General features: G+C 72.7%; 15 protein-coding genes. 11 read left to right on the top strand and 4 right to left on the bottom strand.

The window, feature by feature from the left end; translation table 11 throughout:
• Positions 1-23 precede the first annotated feature (23 nt).
• Complete coding sequence (locus R9X44_RS09340) at positions 24-581, bottom strand: TetR/AcrR family transcriptional regulator (RefSeq protein WP_319813629.1); 558 nt, start codon at positions 579-581, stop codon at positions 24-26.
• A 185-nt stretch (positions 582-766) separates the two neighbouring features.
• Here R9X44_RS09340 and R9X44_RS09335 point away from each other — a divergent pair, with 185 nt between their 5' ends.
• The 3 genes from R9X44_RS09335 to R9X44_RS09325 all read left to right on the top strand — a co-directional run bounded on the left by R9X44_RS09335 (position 767) and on the right by R9X44_RS09325 (position 2,358).
• Positions 767-1,147 carry a plectin gene (locus R9X44_RS09335; protein ID WP_319813628.1) on the top strand — a complete coding sequence of 127 codons (381 nt, stop codon included), beginning with the start codon at positions 767-769 and terminating at the stop codon, positions 1,145-1,147.
• Between the two features lie 279 nt (positions 1,148-1,426).
• Complete coding sequence (locus tag R9X44_RS09330; protein ID WP_319813627.1) at positions 1,427-2,026, top strand: maleylpyruvate isomerase N-terminal domain-containing protein; 600 nt, start codon at positions 1,427-1,429, stop codon at positions 2,024-2,026.
• An 83-nt stretch (positions 2,027-2,109) separates the two neighbouring features.
• Positions 2,110-2,358 (top strand): hypothetical protein, encoded by a 249-nt coding sequence (locus tag R9X44_RS09325; protein WP_319813626.1) that lies wholly within the window; start codon positions 2,110-2,112, stop codon positions 2,356-2,358.
• A 558-nt stretch (positions 2,359-2,916) separates the two neighbouring features.
• On the opposite strand, the gene R9X44_RS09320 is transcribed toward R9X44_RS09325, so the two are convergent.
• Positions 2,917-3,417, bottom strand: coding sequence for an NUDIX hydrolase (locus tag R9X44_RS09320; protein WP_319813625.1), 501 nt, complete (start codon positions 3,415-3,417; stop codon positions 2,917-2,919).
• A gap of 319 nt (positions 3,418-3,736) precedes the next feature.
• Between R9X44_RS09320 and R9X44_RS09315 the strand changes: the two genes are divergently transcribed.
• The 5 genes from R9X44_RS09315 (at position 3,737) to R9X44_RS09295 (ending at position 10,622) form a co-directional block, all read left to right on the top strand.
• Positions 3,737-5,689 (top strand): molybdopterin oxidoreductase family protein, encoded by a 1,953-nt coding sequence (locus R9X44_RS09315; RefSeq protein ID WP_319813624.1) that lies wholly within the window; start codon positions 3,737-3,739, stop codon positions 5,687-5,689.
• Between the two features lie 190 nt (positions 5,690-5,879).
• A complete protein-coding gene (gene nirB / locus R9X44_RS09310; protein WP_319813623.1) occupies positions 5,880-8,405 on the top strand; it encodes a nitrite reductase large subunit NirB in 2,526 nt (841 codons plus the stop codon).
• Complete coding sequence (gene nirD / locus R9X44_RS09305; protein WP_319813622.1) at positions 8,402-8,740, top strand: nitrite reductase small subunit NirD; 339 nt, start codon at positions 8,402-8,404, stop codon at positions 8,738-8,740. The genes nirB and nirD overlap by 4 nt, the downstream gene beginning before the upstream one ends.
• Positions 8,741-8,754: 14 nt before the next feature.
• A complete protein-coding gene (locus R9X44_RS09300) occupies positions 8,755-9,930 on the top strand; it encodes a uroporphyrinogen-III synthase (RefSeq protein WP_319813621.1) in 1,176 nt (391 codons plus the stop codon).
• Positions 9,930-10,622: a sirohydrochlorin chelatase gene (locus R9X44_RS09295; RefSeq protein WP_319813620.1), complete on the top strand. Its 693-nt coding sequence runs from the start codon at positions 9,930-9,932 to the stop codon at positions 10,620-10,622. The genes R9X44_RS09300 and R9X44_RS09295 overlap by 1 nt, the downstream gene beginning before the upstream one ends.
• A gap of 26 nt (positions 10,623-10,648) precedes the next feature.
• Here the strand turns inward: R9X44_RS09295 and R9X44_RS09290 are convergent, their stop codons facing one another.
• Together R9X44_RS09290 and R9X44_RS09285 are read right to left on the bottom strand one after the other, a co-directional pair.
• Positions 10,649-12,037 carry an RNA polymerase sigma factor gene (locus tag R9X44_RS09290; protein ID WP_319813619.1) on the bottom strand — a complete coding sequence of 463 codons (1,389 nt, stop codon included), beginning with the start codon at positions 12,035-12,037 and terminating at the stop codon, positions 10,649-10,651.
• A gap of 236 nt (positions 12,038-12,273) precedes the next feature.
• Positions 12,274-13,422 carry an AMP-binding protein gene (locus R9X44_RS09285; RefSeq protein ID WP_319813618.1) on the bottom strand — a complete coding sequence of 383 codons (1,149 nt, stop codon included), beginning with the start codon at positions 13,420-13,422 and terminating at the stop codon, positions 12,274-12,276.
• Between the two features lie 58 nt (positions 13,423-13,480).
• On the opposite strand from R9X44_RS09285, the gene R9X44_RS09280 reads away from it, so the two are divergent.
• From R9X44_RS09280 to menD, 3 genes are read left to right on the top strand one after another with little or no spacing between them, the layout of a single operon-like run.
• Positions 13,481-14,380, top strand: coding sequence for a 1,4-dihydroxy-2-naphthoyl-CoA synthase (locus tag R9X44_RS09280; protein ID WP_319813617.1), 900 nt, complete (start codon positions 13,481-13,483; stop codon positions 14,378-14,380).
• Complete coding sequence (locus R9X44_RS09275; RefSeq protein ID WP_319813616.1) at positions 14,380-15,297, top strand: o-succinylbenzoate synthase; 918 nt, start codon at positions 14,380-14,382, stop codon at positions 15,295-15,297. Before R9X44_RS09280 ends, R9X44_RS09275 begins: the two co-directional genes overlap by 1 nt.
• Complete coding sequence (gene menD / locus R9X44_RS09270) at positions 15,294-16,958, top strand: 2-succinyl-5-enolpyruvyl-6-hydroxy-3-cyclohexene-1-carboxylic-acid synthase (protein ID WP_319813615.1); 1,665 nt, start codon at positions 15,294-15,296, stop codon at positions 16,956-16,958. The genes R9X44_RS09275 and menD overlap by 4 nt, the downstream gene beginning before the upstream one ends.
• The last annotated feature ends 50 nt before the right edge of the window (positions 16,959-17,008 follow it).

Genomic DNA, 17,008 nt, shown 5'->3' with positions numbered 1-17,008 from the left:
TCCGGGCAGGGCTCAGGCGAGGGTCACAGGAGGGCGGTGAGCATTCCCGACAGGAGGACTTCGAGGCTTTCTTCGAACTGGCGGTCCCAGTCGACGGGTTCGGGGGTGGGGAGTTCGCGGCCGCGGACCTCGAGGGCGGCGTGGCCGATGAGGAAGGCCAGGAGGGTGCGGGCGGCGGTGTGGGCGGCGGACTCGAGGAATCCGGCGAGGCGCAGCACCTCGGCGACCGAGCGGGTGGTGGACGCCAGCGCGGCGGGGTTGCGGCGGGTCACCAGCAGCGGCAGGACGCCCGCGTGGTCGACGAGCAGGGCGCGGTACGCCTCGGCCCATGACCTGATGCGGTCGCGCCAGTCGTCCTGGCCCAGGGGGCGGGTGTCGGCGTGCAGGACGCCGACGTGGGAGACGAGCCCGTCGAGGAGTTCTTCCTTGCCGCGCGGCAGATGGTGGTAGATCGCCATCGCCTCGACCTCGAGGGCGTCGCCGAGGCGGCGCATCGTGAGGCGGCCGAGCCCCTGCCCGTCGACGATGTGCAGGGCCGCCTCGATGATGCGGTCGCGGGTCAGCGGCTCACGCGGGCTCAACTGTGCTCCTCGGCGGATCAGCGTGGGCGACGGGAAGTCGATCACGGCGGGACGATCACCAGTGACCTTACTGCGTAAAGGCCCCCGCCGGGGCGCATGACGTGGAAAATCGACGCGGGAGGTTGTGCCGGTCGTCACGCGGCGGCGTAGGCTGCCGCGAGTACCTGTGCGGAAAGGAACGACCCATGGTCTTCAGACGTCGCTACAGCGCCGACGACGCGGCCCACTACGCCGACGACAAGCAGCTCGCCAAGGAGCACGCCTCGCGTCTGGCGAAGGTCGAGGAGGCGCGTGCGGCACTGGCCGCGGGCGCGCCCGATACCGCCGGACGCCGTGAGCTCGCCGGGGCCCTCGAGGCCGCCTACGTCGACGCGATCGCCTCGGCGGCCGCCGCCGAGCGCGTCGCGATGGGCCTCAAGACCTACGGGACGACCAGGCCCGCCGAGATCGCCCGCCGCAAGGCGAGGGCGAAGGCGTCGGTCCGCCCCTACAGTGAGGAGCTGGACCGGCTGCGGACCGCCCGAGAGGCGCACAAGCTCTCCTACCGGGCCCTGGAAAGGGTCTAACGGGAGAATGGCGGGGTTTTCCGGCGCGCTGGTCACTCAAGGTGGCACAGCGGCCGGAACTCTGAGAACCTTGCCTGCGCATTCGCGGCGGGGGCGCCGCGAGTCGGGAAGGAACCGGGCAGGATGACGGGCGCCCTGGCGGAGCCGGGCTCGCCGAGCGCCCGCGTTTCGGCCAATGAGTACGGGCCGTGGCAGGTCCGGCGGGGGAATCGTGGGGGTTGTGAGTTGGATCGCAGGCCGCCTGACCGGCACCGCTTGCTTGAGTCCTACCGCGCGGGAGTGGCCGCCATACGGCAGTTCGCGGCACGCTGTGACGACTGGGACGCGCCGACTCCGTGTTCGGAGTGGCTGGCGATCGACCTTGCCGGGCACCTGCGCTGCGTGGCGGAGAACCACCTCGAATACCTCCAGGACGCGCCCGACAGCCGGCTGGCGAAGCTGTTCGCCCAGGACATCGCGACGGCGGTGCTGATCCGTCAGCAGGCCAGGCAGAACGCGGCCGAGCTCGCGGTGCTGCCGCCGGAGTCGGGGCGCGAGCGGATCATGTCGTTCACGGTGTCGGCCGACGCCTACCTCGACCTGATGGCCGACGCGTGGGAGAAGACCCACCTGATCCACCGGGGGACCAAGTACACGGTCGGCGACCACGTCGGCTCGGCCTGTGTGGAATGGCACCTGCACGCCTGGGACCTCGCCCGCGCGATCGGCGAGGACTACCGGCCCGCCGACCCCGAGCTGCTCGTCGCGGCCTGGGCGTGGGGGGTGCCGCATCTGCCGCTGAGCCGGGAGTCCGACCCGTGGATCAGGGTGCTGCGCTCGTCGGGCCGCTCCCAGGACTGGCGGCGCGACAGGCCCGTCAGAGCCCGCCGACGCCGTTGACGGCATACCCGGCGGCATGCCGGGTAGGTCAAGGTTCGTCCGGTCTCGGGGGAGGCCGCGCTCGGATCCCGGGGGAGATCACGATGGCCAAGTGCGAGGTTTGCGGCAACGACTACGATCTTGCGTTCGAAGTCCACACGCAGGGCGCGGTGCACGTGTTCGACAGCTTCGAGTGCGCGATCAGCAAACTCGCCCCCATCTGCGAACACTGCAAGTGCCGCGTCATCGGCCACGGCGTAGAGGTCGACCGCCACTGGTACTGCTGCGCCCACTGCGCCCGCGCCTCCCAGGGCGCCGCCGCCAGCCAAATCCGAGACCGAACCCCCGCCTAACCCCTGCTCCGCGCAGCCCCTCCGGGACCGCGCGGTCCGCCTCCTGCGGGCTACACGGCACTCCTTGCGCTAGGACGCGGTGCGCGCCCTTGTTTGAGCGGGCCCGAGGAAGCTCTGTGGTCCGGCTCCTGGGGCGCGGACCCGCTCCTCTCGCGCAGCCCCAAAGGGACCGCGCGGCTCGCCTCCTGGGGGTTGCCAGGGAGGCGCGGTGGCCGCTGCTCTTCCGTGTAGAGCGCGGTGACGCTCTTGTTCGTGCAGTTCCAAGGGGCTGCGCGGTCCGCCTCCCGCAGGCTGCTGGGGCGCGGGGACCGCTGCTCTCGTGCAGTCCCGAAGGGACCGCGCGGCTCGCCTCCTGGGGGTTGCCAGGGAGGCGCGGTGGCCGCTGCTCTTCCGTGCAGTCCCGAAGGGACTGCACGGCTTCCTTGCGCAGCCCGGTAGGGCGCGGTGACGCTCTTGTTCGTGCAGTCCTGGGGGCTGTGCGGTCCGCCCTCTGCGGCTGCTGGGGCGGGACCGCTTTCTCCTCGCGCAGTCCCGAAGGGACTGCGCGGGGTTTTGTGGTTAGCGGGGGTGGGGGGTTAGGGGGGTGGCGTGGGCTTCGGGGGGGACGCCGGCTTCGAGGTAGACGGGGTGGCCGGAGGCGGCGACGATGCCGGCTATGCGGCGGGCGATGTGTGGTGGGGTGAAGTCGCCGACCTCGTCGGGGGCGGCGAGGACGTGGTCGGAGAGTTCGTCGGGGGGGAGTTCGATGCGGGCGATCTCGTCGGGGGCGAGGCGTCCGGCGAAGACCCAGACGTTGGTCGCGTCGATCTCGCCTTCGGGCGGGACCCAGTCGTAGCAGACGAGGCCGTCGAGACGCGGTCGCAGCCCGAGTTCCTCCTGGCATTCGCGCAGGCACGCGGCGAGCGGCGACTCGCCCGCCTCGATGACGCCGCCGGGCAGCAGCCAGCCGGGACGGTAGGTCGGCTTCACCAGCAGGATGCGGCCGCCGTCGTCGGTGAGCAGCGCGGAGGCCGCTCCCCGGGTGCGCGGCAGCGTGGCGAGGTATGCGGCGTCGGCCATGCTTCGAGACTAAGCCCGGGAGCGGCGGAAGCGCCGTTTGTCGCGCGGAAAGCGCACCCTGCGCGCCGCGCGGAGTGAGCGCGTATTAACACCGGGGACACGCATGGGACGCGCACGCGAAACCGCGCCCGAACACGATCGGGACATGGCCGCAAGCGATGGGGGAGCCATGGCTCCCCGCTGCCCGTGCCGCTCGCCGCGGTGCGGTCTGGCAGGCGGACCGGACAGCACCCGAGTGATCCCCGACGGTTCCGCCGGAGTGTGCGGGCCGGGTCAGAAGGGCTGGTCGGCCGGCGAGATGCGCAGCGTACCGGACCGTGTGACGACTCCTCTCCTGCGGGTGCATCCCGGGGCCCCGCTGGAACCCGTGTCCTGGGACGCGGCGCTCGACGTGGTCGCCGCGCGGCTGCGCGCGGCGCGCGGCGGCTCGGCCGCGGTGTTCGGCGGGTGCGGGATGACCAACGAGCAGGCTTACCAGCTCGGCAAGTTCGCGCGGGTCGCGCTGCGGACTCCGCGGGTGGCCTTCGGCGACGGCCCCGGCCTGCCCGCGCCCGCCGCGGCTGCGTTGACCAGGGCGTTCGGGCTCGACCGCGCCTTTCCCGGTCCGCTCACCGACGTCGGTGAGGCCGACGCGCTGCTGCTGGTCGGCGGGGACTCGGCGGTGGCCGCGCCGTCGTTCCTGCGGCAGGTGCGGCGGATGCGCGAGGGCGGCGGCGCGCTCGTCGTGGTCGATCCGCGCGCGACGGAGCCGGCGCGCTCGGCCGACCTGCATCTCCAGCTCACGCCCGGCACGGAGTCCATCCTGGCGAACGGCCTGCTGTTCCTGGCGATAGCCGACGGCCTCATCGACGCCGCCTACGTCGCGGCGCGCACGTCGGGGTTCGACAGGCTGCGCACCGCGATCGGCGGCTACTGGCCGGAGCGCGTGGAGCGGCTGACCGGCGTGCCCGTCGCGCGGATGCGCGAGGCGGTGCGGCTGCTGGCGGCCGGGCGGCGCTCCCTCGTGGTGACCGAGCGGGAGCGCGGCGCGCAGACCGTCGCGGCGTATCTCAACCTCGCGCTCGCGCTCGGCCTGCCCGGCGTGGAGGGCTCGGGTTTCGGCTGTGTGGCCGACCCCGACGACGGACGCGGCCACGGCCAGAAGGCCGACCGGCTGCCCGGCGACCGCTCCCCGGACGACGTCGCGGCCCGCGAGCACGTCGCGCGGGTGTGGGGCGTGGCCCCCGCCGACCTTCCGGTGGGCGGCCCCCCGGTCGACGGTCTCCTCGGCGGCCCCGACGCGCCGCGCGCCCTGCTGGTGTTCGGCTCCGACCCGGTGGCGGCGTCGGCGCGCGCGAGCGTGGTCGAGCAGCGGCTGAGCGCGCTGGACCTGCTCGTGGTGGCCGACCACGAGCTGTCGCAGACCGCGCTGCGCGCCGACGTCGTGCTGCCGGTCGCGCGCTGGGCCGAGGTGTCGGGGACGGCGACGAACCTCGAAGGGCTCGTGCTGCGCCGACGGCGTGCCGTCGCGCCGCCCGAGGGGGTGCGCACCGGCCTCGAGGTGCTGCGCGACCTCGCGGCGCGGCTCGGCGCGCCGGGGGAGTGGAGCGCCGACCCCGCCGAGGTGTTCGCGGAGCTCGGCCGTGCTTCCGCGGGCGGTCCCGCCGACTGCGCCGGCATGTCGTACGCGCGGCTCGACGCCGAGGACGGCGTCTGCTGGCCGTGCCCGTCGCCGGAGCATCCGGGGACTCCGCGCGCGTTCCTCGAGTCCTTCGCCACCCGTGACGGGCGCGCCAGGTTCGTCGCGGTCGACCCGCAGGGCCCGGCCGAGGACGTCGACGCCCGCTACCCGCTGTACCTCACGACGAGCCGGAACACCGGCACCCCGAGGCCGTTCCGCAGGGCCCGGGGCGCGGAGGGCCGCGTCGGGGATCTCCGGCGCCCGGATTCCGGACCCCTCGACGCGTCCAGCGCACAGGCCATGGACACGGGCTGGACGGCGGAGGACGCCCCCGTCGTGGAGCTGCATCCGGATCTCGCCGAGCGGCTCGGCGTCACGCAGGGCGCGATCGTCCGGGTGTCGGGGCGGCGCGGTGTGGTGATCGGGCGCGTGCGGTTCTGCGCGGCGCTGCGCGAGGACACCGTGGCGATGTCGGCCCCGTGGGGCGGCGAGGGCGGCCAGCGGCCCGCTCCCGGCGCGGAGGGCGCGCCTTGGTCGGCGGTGTGGGCGGTGCGGATCGAGCCCGTCGGGCTGCCCGATCCCGTCGCGCCGCTGATGCTCGACGGCCCCTGAAACGGTTCAACGCCCGGAACCCGCTGTGACGACCGATCACAGCGGGTTCTGGCGTTTTGTTAATAAAGTAGAAAAAAGTCCGATTCTTGGTCACGCCATGACAACGACGATGTCTCGACGTGAGCGTGTTTTAACACAGGGGTGACAATGGGGACCCTGACGCGAAACGCGCCCTTCCGAATATCTCTGCATGGATCACGGAGGAGTCGTTTCCCCAAAGAGGCTTGTGGTCGTCGGGTACGGCCCCGCGGCGCACCGGCTCATCGACGCGCTGCGCGAACGGGACGGCGCCGGAACCTGGAAGATCACCGTCATCGGTGAGGAGACCAGGACCGCCTACGACCGGGTCGCGCTCACCACCTATCTGGAAGGCGCCGACCTCTCTTATCCCGGGCACGGCGACGGCGTCGAGGTGGTCTGCGGCGACCGCGTCAGCGCGCTGGACCGCGCGGCCAAGGAGGCGGTCACCGACTCCGGCCGGCGCTTCGGCTACGACGTGCTCGTCCTGGCGACCGGCTCCGCCCCCTTCGTCCCCCCGGTCGAGGGCAAGGACCTGCCCGGCGTCTTCGTCTACCGGACCATTGACGACCTCGACGCGATCCGCGACTACGCCGCGGGCCGCGCGTCCGGCGCGGTCATCGGCGGCGGCCTGCTCGGCCTCGAGGCGGCCCGCGCGCTCCAGGGACTCGGCCTCGCCAGCGGCGTCGTGGAGGTCGCGTCATGGCTGATGCCCCGTCAGCTGGACGAGGGCGGCGGTGCGATGCTGCGCCGCCACATCGAGGGGCTCGGCATGGCCGTGCACGCGGGCACCCCCATGGCCCGTCTCAGCCCCGGCCCCGACGGCTCGGTCGACCGCGTCGTCCTCCAGGACGGCGCGGAGATCCCCGCCGAGGTCGTCGTGTTCTCCGCGGGCATCAGACCGCGCGACGAACTCGCCAGGGCGGCCGGCCTGGCCGTCGGCGAGCGCGGCGGCATCGTCGTGGACTCCGCGTGCCGCACCGACGACCCCGCGATCTACGCGATCGGCGAGTGCGCCCTCATCGGCGGCATGGTCTACGGCCTCGTCGGGCCGTGCTTCTCCATGGCCGAGGTCGTCGCCGACCGCCTGGTCAACCCCGAGAGCACCGCGGCCTTCGAGGGCGCTGACCTGTCGACCAAGCTCAAGCTGATGGGCGTGGACGTCGCCAGCTTCGGCGACCCGTTCGCCGTCGACAACCAGCCGGGAGCCCTCGGCGTCACATACACCGACCCGGTAGCGGGCGTGTACAAGCGGCTGCTCGTCAGCGACGACGCCCAGACGCTGCTCGGCGGCGTCCTGGTCGGCGACGCCGAGTCGTACTCGACGCTGCGCGCCTACGTCGGCGCGAAGCTGCCAGGCGCACCCGAGCAGATGCTGTTCGGCGGCACCGAGGCCGCGGGCGGCGACCTGCCCGAGGGCACCGTCATCTGCTCGTGCAACAACGTGACGGCCGGGGACATCCGCTGCGACATCCGCGACCACGAACTGCGCGACGTGGCGGCCGTCAAGAGCTGCACCCGCGCCGGGACCAGCTGCGGAAGCTGCGTCCCGCTGGTCAAGAAGCTGCTCGACGCCGAGCTCGCGGCCGCCGGCATCGAGGTCAGCAGGGCGCTGTGCGAGCACTTCGCCTACTCGCGCGCCGAGCTGTTCGACATCATCCGGGTCCGTCAGATCAGCACGTTCAGCAGGCTCATCGCCGAGCACGGCACGGGGCGCGGCTGCGACATCTGCAAGCCGACGGTCGCCTCGATCCTCGCCTCGCTGGGCAACGGCCACATCCTCGACGGCGAGCAGGCCGCCCTGCAGGACACGAACGACCACTTCCTCGCCAACATGCAGAAGAACGGCACGTACTCGGTCGTTCCGCGCATCCCTGGCGGGGAGATCACCCCGGACAAGCTCATCGTGATCGGCGAGGTCGCCCGCGACTTCGGCCTCTACACCAAGATCACCGGCGGCCAGCGGATCGACCTGTTCGGCGCGCGCGTCGAACAGCTCCCGCAGATCTGGAAGCGCCTCGTCGACGCCGGATTCGAGTCCGGCCACGCCTACGGCAAGTCGCTGCGGACGGTGAAGTCCTGCGTCGGCTCGACCTGGTGCCGCTACGGCGTCCAGGACTCGGTCGGCATGGCCATCAAGCTCGAGCTGCGCTACCGGGGCCTGCGCGCCCCGCACAAGCTGAAGTCGGCGGTGTCGGGCTGCGCCCGCGAGTGCGCCGAGGCACAGTCCAAGGACTTCGGGATCATCGCCACCGAGAAGGGCTGGAACCTCTACCTGTCCGGCAATGGTGGCATGCGGCCCCGGCACGCCGACCTGTTCGCCAGCGACCTCACCGATGAGCAGCTGCTCACCTACATCGACCGCTTCCTGATGTTCTACATCAGGACCGCGGACCGGCTCCAGCGCACCTCGGTGTGGATGGAGTCCCTGGAAGGCGGCCTCGACTATCTGCGCGAGGTCATCATCGACGACCGCCTCGGCATCTGCGCCGAGCTCGACGCCGCGATGGCGCGGCACGTGGCGGCCTACGGCGACGAGTGGCGCGAGACGCTCGAGGACCCCGAGCGGCTCGCCAGGTTCGTCTCCTTCGTCAACGCCCCCGAGACGCCCGACCCGAGCATCTCCTTCGAGGTCGAGCGCGACCAGATCAAGCCGGTCCTGGTGACCGGCCCCCGCCTGGAGGTGATCAGCCAGTGACCGTGACCGCCCTCGCGACCTGGACGGACGTGTGCTCCGTCGACCGGCTCACCCCCGAGCGGGGCGTGTGCGCGCTGGTGAACGGCCTTCAGGTGGCCGTCTTCCGCACGTTCGAGGGCGACCTTTACGCCCTGTCCAACTACGACCCCTTCAGCAACGCGTACGTGCTGTCGAGGGGGATTCTCGGGAGCCGCGGCGGCGTGCCGACCGTGGCGTCCCCGATGTACAAGCAGGTCTTCGACCTGACCAGCGGAAGGTGCCTGGACGATCCGGACACCTCCGTGCCCACCTTTTCCATCAGGCTCAACGGCGACCGAGTGGAAGTGATGACGTGACTATTCAGGCGGGTGTGCTGACCAGTGAACCCCTATCGGGGTTCGCCGTCGGGGTGACGGCGGCCCGCCGCCATGAGGAACTCGCGGCGCTCCTGGAAAGAAGGGGCGCCAGGGTGGTCCACGCCCCGGCCATCCGGCTCGTGCCGCTCCAGGACGACGCCGAACTGCTCCAGGCCACCGAGGAGTGCATCAGCCGCCCGCTCGACTACGTGGTGGTCACCACCGGCATCGGCTTCCGCGCCTGGCTGGAGACCGCCGACGGCTGGGGGCTGCGCGACAGCCTGCTCGACCGGCTCGGCAGGGTGCCGATCCTCGCGCGCGGCCCCAAGGCGCGCGGCGCGATCCGGTCGGCGGGCATCACCGAGGCGTGGTCGCCGGAGTCCGAGAGCTGCGAGGAGGTGCTGAAGCACCTCCTCGAAGGCGATCTGCGCGGCACGCGTATAGCGGTGCAGCTGTACGGCGAGCCGCTTCCGGAGTTCACCGACGCGCTGCGCTCGCACGGCGCGGAGGTGATCGAGGTCCCGGTGTACCGCTGGTCGCGGACCGACGACTCCACGCCGCTGCGCCGCCTCGTCGGCCAGGCCGTCGCCGGGACCGTCGACGCGATCACCTTCACCAGCGCGCCCGCCGTCTCGGCGACCCTCGCGGTCGCCGCGGAGGACGGGCTCGAGGACGCGCTCATCGAGGCGCTGCGCACCCACGTGGTCGCCGCGTGCGTCGGGCCGGTGACCGCGTTCGCGCTCACCGAGCGCGGCGTGCCGACGATCCAGCCCGAGCGGGCGCGGATCGGGGCGCTGGTCCGCGCGATCGTCGAGGACCTGCCCGCGCGGCGGGCGCGGCGGCTCCAGGTGCGGGGCCACGCGCTCGAACTGCGCGGGCACGCCGTCGTCCTTGACGGCCAGCTCAGGCCGATCGCGCCCGCGCCGATGGCGATCCTGCGGGCGCTCGCGCGGCGGCCGGGACACGTCGTCTCGCGGGCCGAGCTGTGCGGGGTGCTGCCCTCCCGGGTCGTGGCCGCCGGGTCGAGCTGGACCAACCCGCGTGACGGACGGCCGCAGGCCGACGAGCACGCCGTGGAGATGGCCGTCGCACGGCTGCGCCGCGGCCTCGGCCGCACCGGGATCGTGGAGACCGTCGTCAAGCGCGGCTACCGGCTCGCGTGCGAGCCGGGGCGTGAGGCCCTCGCCTGATGGCGGTGCTGCTCGGCGTCGCGCACGGCACCCGCGACCCGTCCGGGGCCGCGACGGTCCGCGCGCTGCTCGCGCTGGTGCGGGCGGCGCGGCCGGAGCTCGCGGTCGCCGAGGCGTACGCCGAGAACGCGCGGCCCTCGGTGGCCGCCGCGGTCGGCGCGCTCGCGCCGGGCCCGCTCGTCGCCGTGCCCCTGCTGCTGGGGCGCGGCTTCCACGTCCACGTCGACATCCCCGCCCAGCTGACGGGGGCGGGCGCGCACGCCGTGGTCTCGCGGCCGCTCGGCCCGCACGCGGAACTCACCCGGGCGCTGGTCGACCGGCTCGGTGAGGGGGCGCGGGCCGACGCGGTGGTGCTCGGCGCAGCGGGGTCGACCGATCCGCGCGGCGTCGCCGACGTGCGCACCGCCGCCCGGATGCTGGGGCGGCGGCTGGGGCGTGAGGTGCCGTTCGGCTTTGTGGGCGGGCCGGGTCCGCGCCTTGACGACGTCGTCGCGGCGGCAAGAGCCGGAGGCGCCCGCAACGTCGCGGTCGCCTCCTACCTTCTCGCGCCCGGCTTCTTCCAGGGCCGCCTCGTGGCGACGGGGGCGGATCTCGTCGGGCCGCCTCTGGGCGCGCACCCGGCGATCGCGTCCCTGATCCTCCGCAGGTACGACGAGGCCCTCATCGCCTCCCAGGCCCTGACCCCCCGCTAGAACCCCGGACGGCCCGTTCGGTTCTCCTAGACCGCGAAGTCCAGGAGGGGCTGGGCGTTGCTCGGGTGGCGGAGCTTGGACAGGGACTCCTTCTCCAGCTGGCGGATGCGCTCCCGGGTGAGGCCGAGGTGCTTGCCGATCTCGTCGAGGGTGCGCGGGGTGCCGTCGTAGAGGCCGAAGCGCATGGACATGATCTTGGCCTCGCGCGGCGACAGCACGGACAGGGCCCGCCGCAGCTGGTCCGCCATGAGCTGCCGGTCGACCAGCTCGGACGCCTCGACGCTGTCGGTGTCCTCGATGAGGTCGCCGATGCGGGTCTCGCCGTCCTCGCCGATCGTGGAGTCGAGGCTGATCGGCTGGCGGCTCGTGCGCAGCAGCTCGCGGACCTGCTCGGGGCTCTTGCCCATCTCGACCGCGAGTTCCTCGGCGGTGGGCTCCCGGCCGAGCCGCTGGTGCATGTCGCGTTCGATGCGGCTGAGCTTGCTCAGTAGTTCAAGGACGTGGACGGGCAGCCGGATCGTGCGGGCGGAGTCGGCGAAGCCGCGCTGGATCGCCTGACGGATCCACCACATCGCGTAGGTCGAGAACTTGTAGCCCTTGGAGTAGTCGAACTTCTCCACCGCGCGGATCAGCCCGAGGTTGCCCTCCTGGACGACGTCGAGCAGCGACAGGCCGCGGTCGGAGTACTTCTTGGCGACCGACACCACGAGCCTGAGGTTGGCCTCAAGCATGTGCGCCTTGGCGCGGTTGCCGTCCTCGGCGATCCACTCGAGTTCGGCGCGCTCGGCCGACGACATGCGCGGCGGCGCGTTCTCCAGCTTGTACTCGGCGTACAAGCCGGCCTCGATCCGCTTGGCGAGGTCGACCTCCTGGTCGGCGGTGAGGAGCTGACGGCGGCCGATGGCCTTCAGGTACGTGTGGACGGAGTCGCCCATCACCGAGGTGTTGTCGTCGAGGTCGCGGGTGCCGACCTCCTCGGCCTCCTCCTCTTCGGCCGCGGCGGGGTCGAACTCCGAGTCGTCGTCGCCGAGTTCCGCCGCGCGCGTCGTGGTGGTCTCCTCGGCGCGGGCCGGCTCCGGCTTGCCGGTCTCGGTCTTCTTGGCGGCGCGCGCGGTCCGTCCGCCGGACGCCGACCTGCGGGTAGTCTTCGTCGTGGACCTGTTCGTCGTGGACCTTGTGGCGTCGCCGCCGCCGTCGTCACCGAGGCGCACACCGCTCTCGGTGAGCTCCTTCAGCAGGGAGCGCCCGCGCGTCGCGGAGACTCCGGCCTCCTCGAACGCCTGGCGGACCTCGGTGAGCGACAGATGTCCCCGAGACCTGCCCAGCGCGAGCAGATCCGCCAGGTGGGCGGCCGCGCCGTTCCCAGTCGCCGCCCCGTTGTCCGTGGTCGGGGCCGCTGTAGCCTTTCGAGGCATGGGGTCCGACCCTCCCTTCTCGAGGTCCGAATTCGGCCTTTTGGGCACGTATCCGAAACGAAGGACCGTGTCCAGGATGTTCCCGACCAGCGAAAACCTTGACTGAAGCGGCTTGTGGCCGGTGATAGTGCGGATCGCACGGATCTGGTCGGGTGCCCGGCTGTGTCAGGTGGAACGCACCGGTAATACGTATGATTCCTCGACCCCGCGCGGGGTTGGCCGTTGTGGCGGAATTCTCACCCGGCGGTGAGACCGCCCTCTCCCGACGGCCCCGCCCGCAGCGCCTCACGGTCGGGCTTCCCGGACGGCAGCAGCGGCAGTTCCGCCCGGATCTCAAGCTCGCGCGGCGCGGCGTGCGCGGGCAGCTCGGCCCTGACGAGATCGCGCAGCTCCGCCAGCGTGACGGGCCCGTCGGCGACGACCACGGCCGTCACCCGCGCCCCCCACTCGGGATCAGCCCTGCCGACCACGACGGCCTCGCGCACGGCCGGATGCCGCGAGACGATCTCCGCGACGGCCCCCGCGACGACCTTCTCGCCCCCGGTGTTGATCACGTCGTCCACCCTGCCGAGGACGCGCAGGCGGCCGTCCTCGAGCACGCCGAGGTCCTGGGTGGTGAACCACGGCCCGCTCCGGCGCGGCCCGAACCGGTACCCGGCGAACAGGACGGGCCCGGCGAGCGCGATCCGCCCGTCGGCGTCAAGGGCGACCTCGACGCCTTCCAGCGGGACGCCGTCGTAGACGCACCCTCCGCTCGTCTCGCTCATCCCGTAGGTGGTGAAGATCCTTGCGCCCCGCTCCTTGGCCTCCGCCAGCAGCGCCGAGGGGGCGGCGGCCCCGCCGAGCAGGATCGAGGCGTAGGACGACAGGTCGGCTCCGACGTCGAGCAGCCGCCGCAGCTGGGTCGGCACGAGTGAGACGTGCACCTCACCGGCCTTGGCGACCTCCATCAGGTCGAACCCCGGATGGATCACCGGGGGAGTGCCCGCGAGCAGCGCCCGCACGAGCACCTGGACGCCCGCGATGTGCGAGGTCGGCAGGCAGCACAGCCACGGCGCGTCCTGCGCCCCCACCCTGGCCAGCGTCGCGCGCGCCGACGACTCGAGCGCCCCGGCCGTCAGCTCCACGACCTTCGGCCGCCCGGTGGACCCCGAGGTGGCGATGAGCACCGCGGCCTCGGTCGGCTCCCCGCCGTCCAGCGGATGGACCCCCGACTCGTCCACCAGGGCCGCGGGTCGCGCGGCCTCCAGCAGGCCGCTCAACGCCGGTGCGGGCGTCCCCGGGGCCACCGGCAGCAGCGCGGGCCCGCTCCCGTCGAGCGCCGCCGTCAGCGCCTCGAGGAGGCGGGGCCCCGGCGGCAGTGCGACGGCGTGGAGAGCTCTCATGATGCGATCAGGCTACCTGTGGCCTGATACGCCTTGGAAAGGCGATGTAATAGGGGCCATGGTCTCCGAGATATTCGACGCCACAGCCTGGAAGGAAGTCGACGGGTTCGACTTCACGGACATCACCTACCACCGCGCGGTGGACCAGGGGACGGTACGGATCGCGTTCAACCGGCCCGAGGTGCGCAACGCGTTCCGGCCGCACACCGTTGACGAGCTGTACCGGGCGTTCGACCATGCCCGTCTGTCGCCCGACGTCGGCGTGATCCTGCTGACCGGCAACGGGCCGTCGCCCAAGGACGGCGTCTGGTCGTTCTGCTCGGGCGGCGACCAGCGCATCCGGGGCAAGGACGGCTACAAGTACTCCGAGAGCGAGACCGCCGCGGGCATCGACCCCGCGCGCGCGGGCCGGCTGCACATCCTCGAGGTGCAGCGCCTCATCCGCTTCATGGGCAAGGTCGTCATCTGCGTGGTGCCGGGCTGGGCGGCGGGCGGCGGCCACAGCCTGCACGTGGTGTCCGACCTCACCCTCGCCTCCCGCGAGCACGCGCGGTTCAAGCAGACCGACGCCGACGTGGCGAGCTTCGACGGCGGGTTCGGCTCGGCGTACCTGGCCCGTCAGGTCGGCCAGAAGTTCGCGCGGGAGATCTTCTTCCTCGGCGACACCTACTCGGCCGAGGACGCCCACCGCATGGGCATGGTCAACGCGGTCGTCCCGCACGCCGAGCTGGAGAAGACGGCGCTGGAGTGGGCCGCCAAGATCAACGCCAAGTCCCCCACGGCGCAGCGGATGCTGAAGTTCGCCTTCAACCTCATCGACGACGGCCTGGTCGGCCAGCAGGTCTTCGCGGGCGAGGCCACCCGCCTCGCCTACGGCACGAATGAGGCGGCCGAGGGGCGCGACTCCTTCCTTGAGAAGCGCGACCCGGACTGGTCGCCCTACCCCTGGCACGGCTGATGCGGGCCTTCTCCATCCCGATGCGCACCCGGTTCCGGGGTCTGACGCGCAGGGAAGGCGCGCTGATCCACGGTCCGGCGGGATGGGGGGAGTTCTCCCCGTTCGCCGAGTACGGCCCCGCCGAGTCGGCCCGCTGGCTCGCGGCCGCGCGCGAGGCGGCCTTCACCGGGTTCCCCGCGCCGCTGCGCGCCAGGATTCCGGTGAACGTGACGGTCCCGGCCGTCGCTCCTGAGGACGCCTGGAAGATCACCGCAGAGGGCGGGTGCCGCACGGCCAAGGTGAAGGTCGCCGAGCGCGGCCAGACCGACGCCGACGACCTCGCCCGCGTTGAGGCCGTCCGCGACGCCATCGGCCCGCAAGGCAAGGTCCGCATCGACGTGAACGGCGGCTGGGACGTCGACCGCGCGGTGCGGATGATCGGGCTGCTCGACAGGTTCGGCCTTGAATACGTCGAACAGCCCTGTATGACCGTCGAGGAGCTGGCCGAGGTGCGCAGGCGGGTCGAGGTGCCCGTCGCCGCCGACGAGTCGATCCGCCGCGCCGACGACCCGTTCCGCGTCGTGGCGGCCGAGGCCGCCGACATCGCGGTGCTCAAGGTCCAGCCGCTCGGCGGCGTCGCGCCCGCGCTGGAGATCGCCGAGGCGATCGGCCTGCCCGTCGTGGTGTCGAGCGCGGTCGAGACCTCGATCGGGCTCGCCGCTGGTCTCGCGCTGGCGGCCGCGCTGCCCGAGCTGCCGTACGCGTGCGGCCTGGCGACGCTGAGCCTCCTTGAAGGTGACGTGACCGGCGATCCGCTGGTCGTCGAGGACGGGTGCATCGCCGTCCGCAGGCCCGAGGTCGACCTGGCGGCGCTCACGCGCCACGCCGTCGACCCGGCGGCCTGGCGGCGGCGCGCGGAGGAAGCGGAGAGAGCATGAACCCGGCGACGGCGCTGGCCACTGTCCTGGTGGACGAGCTGGTCCGGGGCGGGATGACCGACGCGGTCCTCGCCCCCGGCTCCCGCTCGGCCCCCCTGGCCCTCGCCCTTGACGCCGCCGAGCGCGCTGGAAGGCTGCGCCTGCACGTCAGGGTGGACGAGCGGTCGGCGTCGTTCCTTGCGCTCGGCCTCGCCAAGCGGACGTCGCGGCCCGTCATCCTGGTGTGCACCTCGGGGACGGCCGCGGCGAACTTCCACCCCGCGGTCATCGAGGCGTCGGAGTCGGCGGTCCCGCTGCTCGTCGTCACCGCCGACCGGCCGCCCGAGCTGCGCGGCACCGGCGCGAACCAGACGATCGACCAGGTCAAGCTGTACGGCTCGGCCGTGCGCTGGTCGTGCGAGGTGGGGGTGCCCGAGGAGCGGCCGGGGATGGTCGGCTACTGGCGGTCGATGGCCAGCCGTGCCTACGCCGCCGCCCTGTACCCCGACGCCGGGCCCGTCCACCTGAACGTCTCCTTCCGCGAGCCGCTCATCCCCAACGGGGACGACACGTGGTGCGAGCCGCTGGACGGCGGCGGCTCCGGCGTGTGGACGCGGGTCCGCGAGAGCGCGCCCGGGTCGGTGCTGCACGTGCCGCCGACGCGCAGGGGAGTCCTCGTCGTCGGCGACGGGGCCACCAACGTCAAGCGTTACGTCGCGGCCGCCTCGATGGCCGGATGGCCCGTCCTGTCCGAGCCGATAGGCAACGGACGGTACGGCGACCACGCGATGTCGTCGTACCACTTCCTGCTGGGGACGCCGGAGTTCGTGGAGGCGCACCAGCCCGAGGTCGTGGTGACGCTCGGCAAGCCCGGCCTGTCCAAGCCGCTGCTGGCGATGCTGCGCCGCGCCCAGGAGCACATCGTGGTCACCCCGTCGCTGACGCGCTGGCCTGACCCGGTGCGCTCGGCCACCCAGGTCGCCCAGGAGGTGGAGATCCCCGTGGTCTCCGGCGACGACGGCTGGCTGAAGTCGTGGCGCGCGGTCGACCAGGCGGCGGCCGCGGCCGTCGACAAGGTGCTCGACGAGGACGAGGAGGTCACCGAGCCGCGCCTCGCCCGCGACCTCGTCGCCACGATCCCCGGCGGCTCGCTGCTGCTGACGTCGGCGAGCATGCCGGTGCGCGACCTCGACCAGACGATGCGGCCGCGCCGCGGCCTGCGGATCATGGCGAACCGTGGCGCGTCGGGCATCGACGGGCTCGTCTCGACCGCACTCGGCATGGCGCTCGGCCACAGCGGCCGCTCCTACGCGCTGCTGGGCGACCTCGCGTTCCTGCACGACCAGAACGGCCTCATCATCGGCCCCCGGGAGCAGCGCCCCGACCTCGCGCTCGTCGTGGTGAACAACGACGGCGGCGGGATCTTCTCGCTGCTGCCGCAGGCGTCGCTGCGCGACCCGTTCGAGCGGGTCTTCGGCACCCCCCACGGCGTCGACCTGGAGCGGATCGCCGCCGCCCACGGCATCCCGTACACGCGGCTGGACTCGGCGGGGCAGCTGTCGCGCGCGCTGGCGGGCGACGGCCTGCGCATCGTGGAGGCCAAGACCGACCGGGAGAAGAACGCGCTGCTGCACGCGCGGATGCGCCAGGCGGCCCACGAGGCGATCAAGACCGCGCTGTAAGACCGCGCTGTGACCGTGCGGTCGCCTTACTGTGTAAAAACGCGGGATCG

It is taken from the genome of Actinocorallia sp. A-T 12471 (assembly GCF_033875155.1).
In the GTDB taxonomy this organism is placed as follows: Bacteria; Actinomycetota; Actinomycetes; order Streptosporangiales; family Streptosporangiaceae; genus Actinocorallia.
This window is presented reverse-complemented; position numbering and strand designations above follow the sequence as displayed.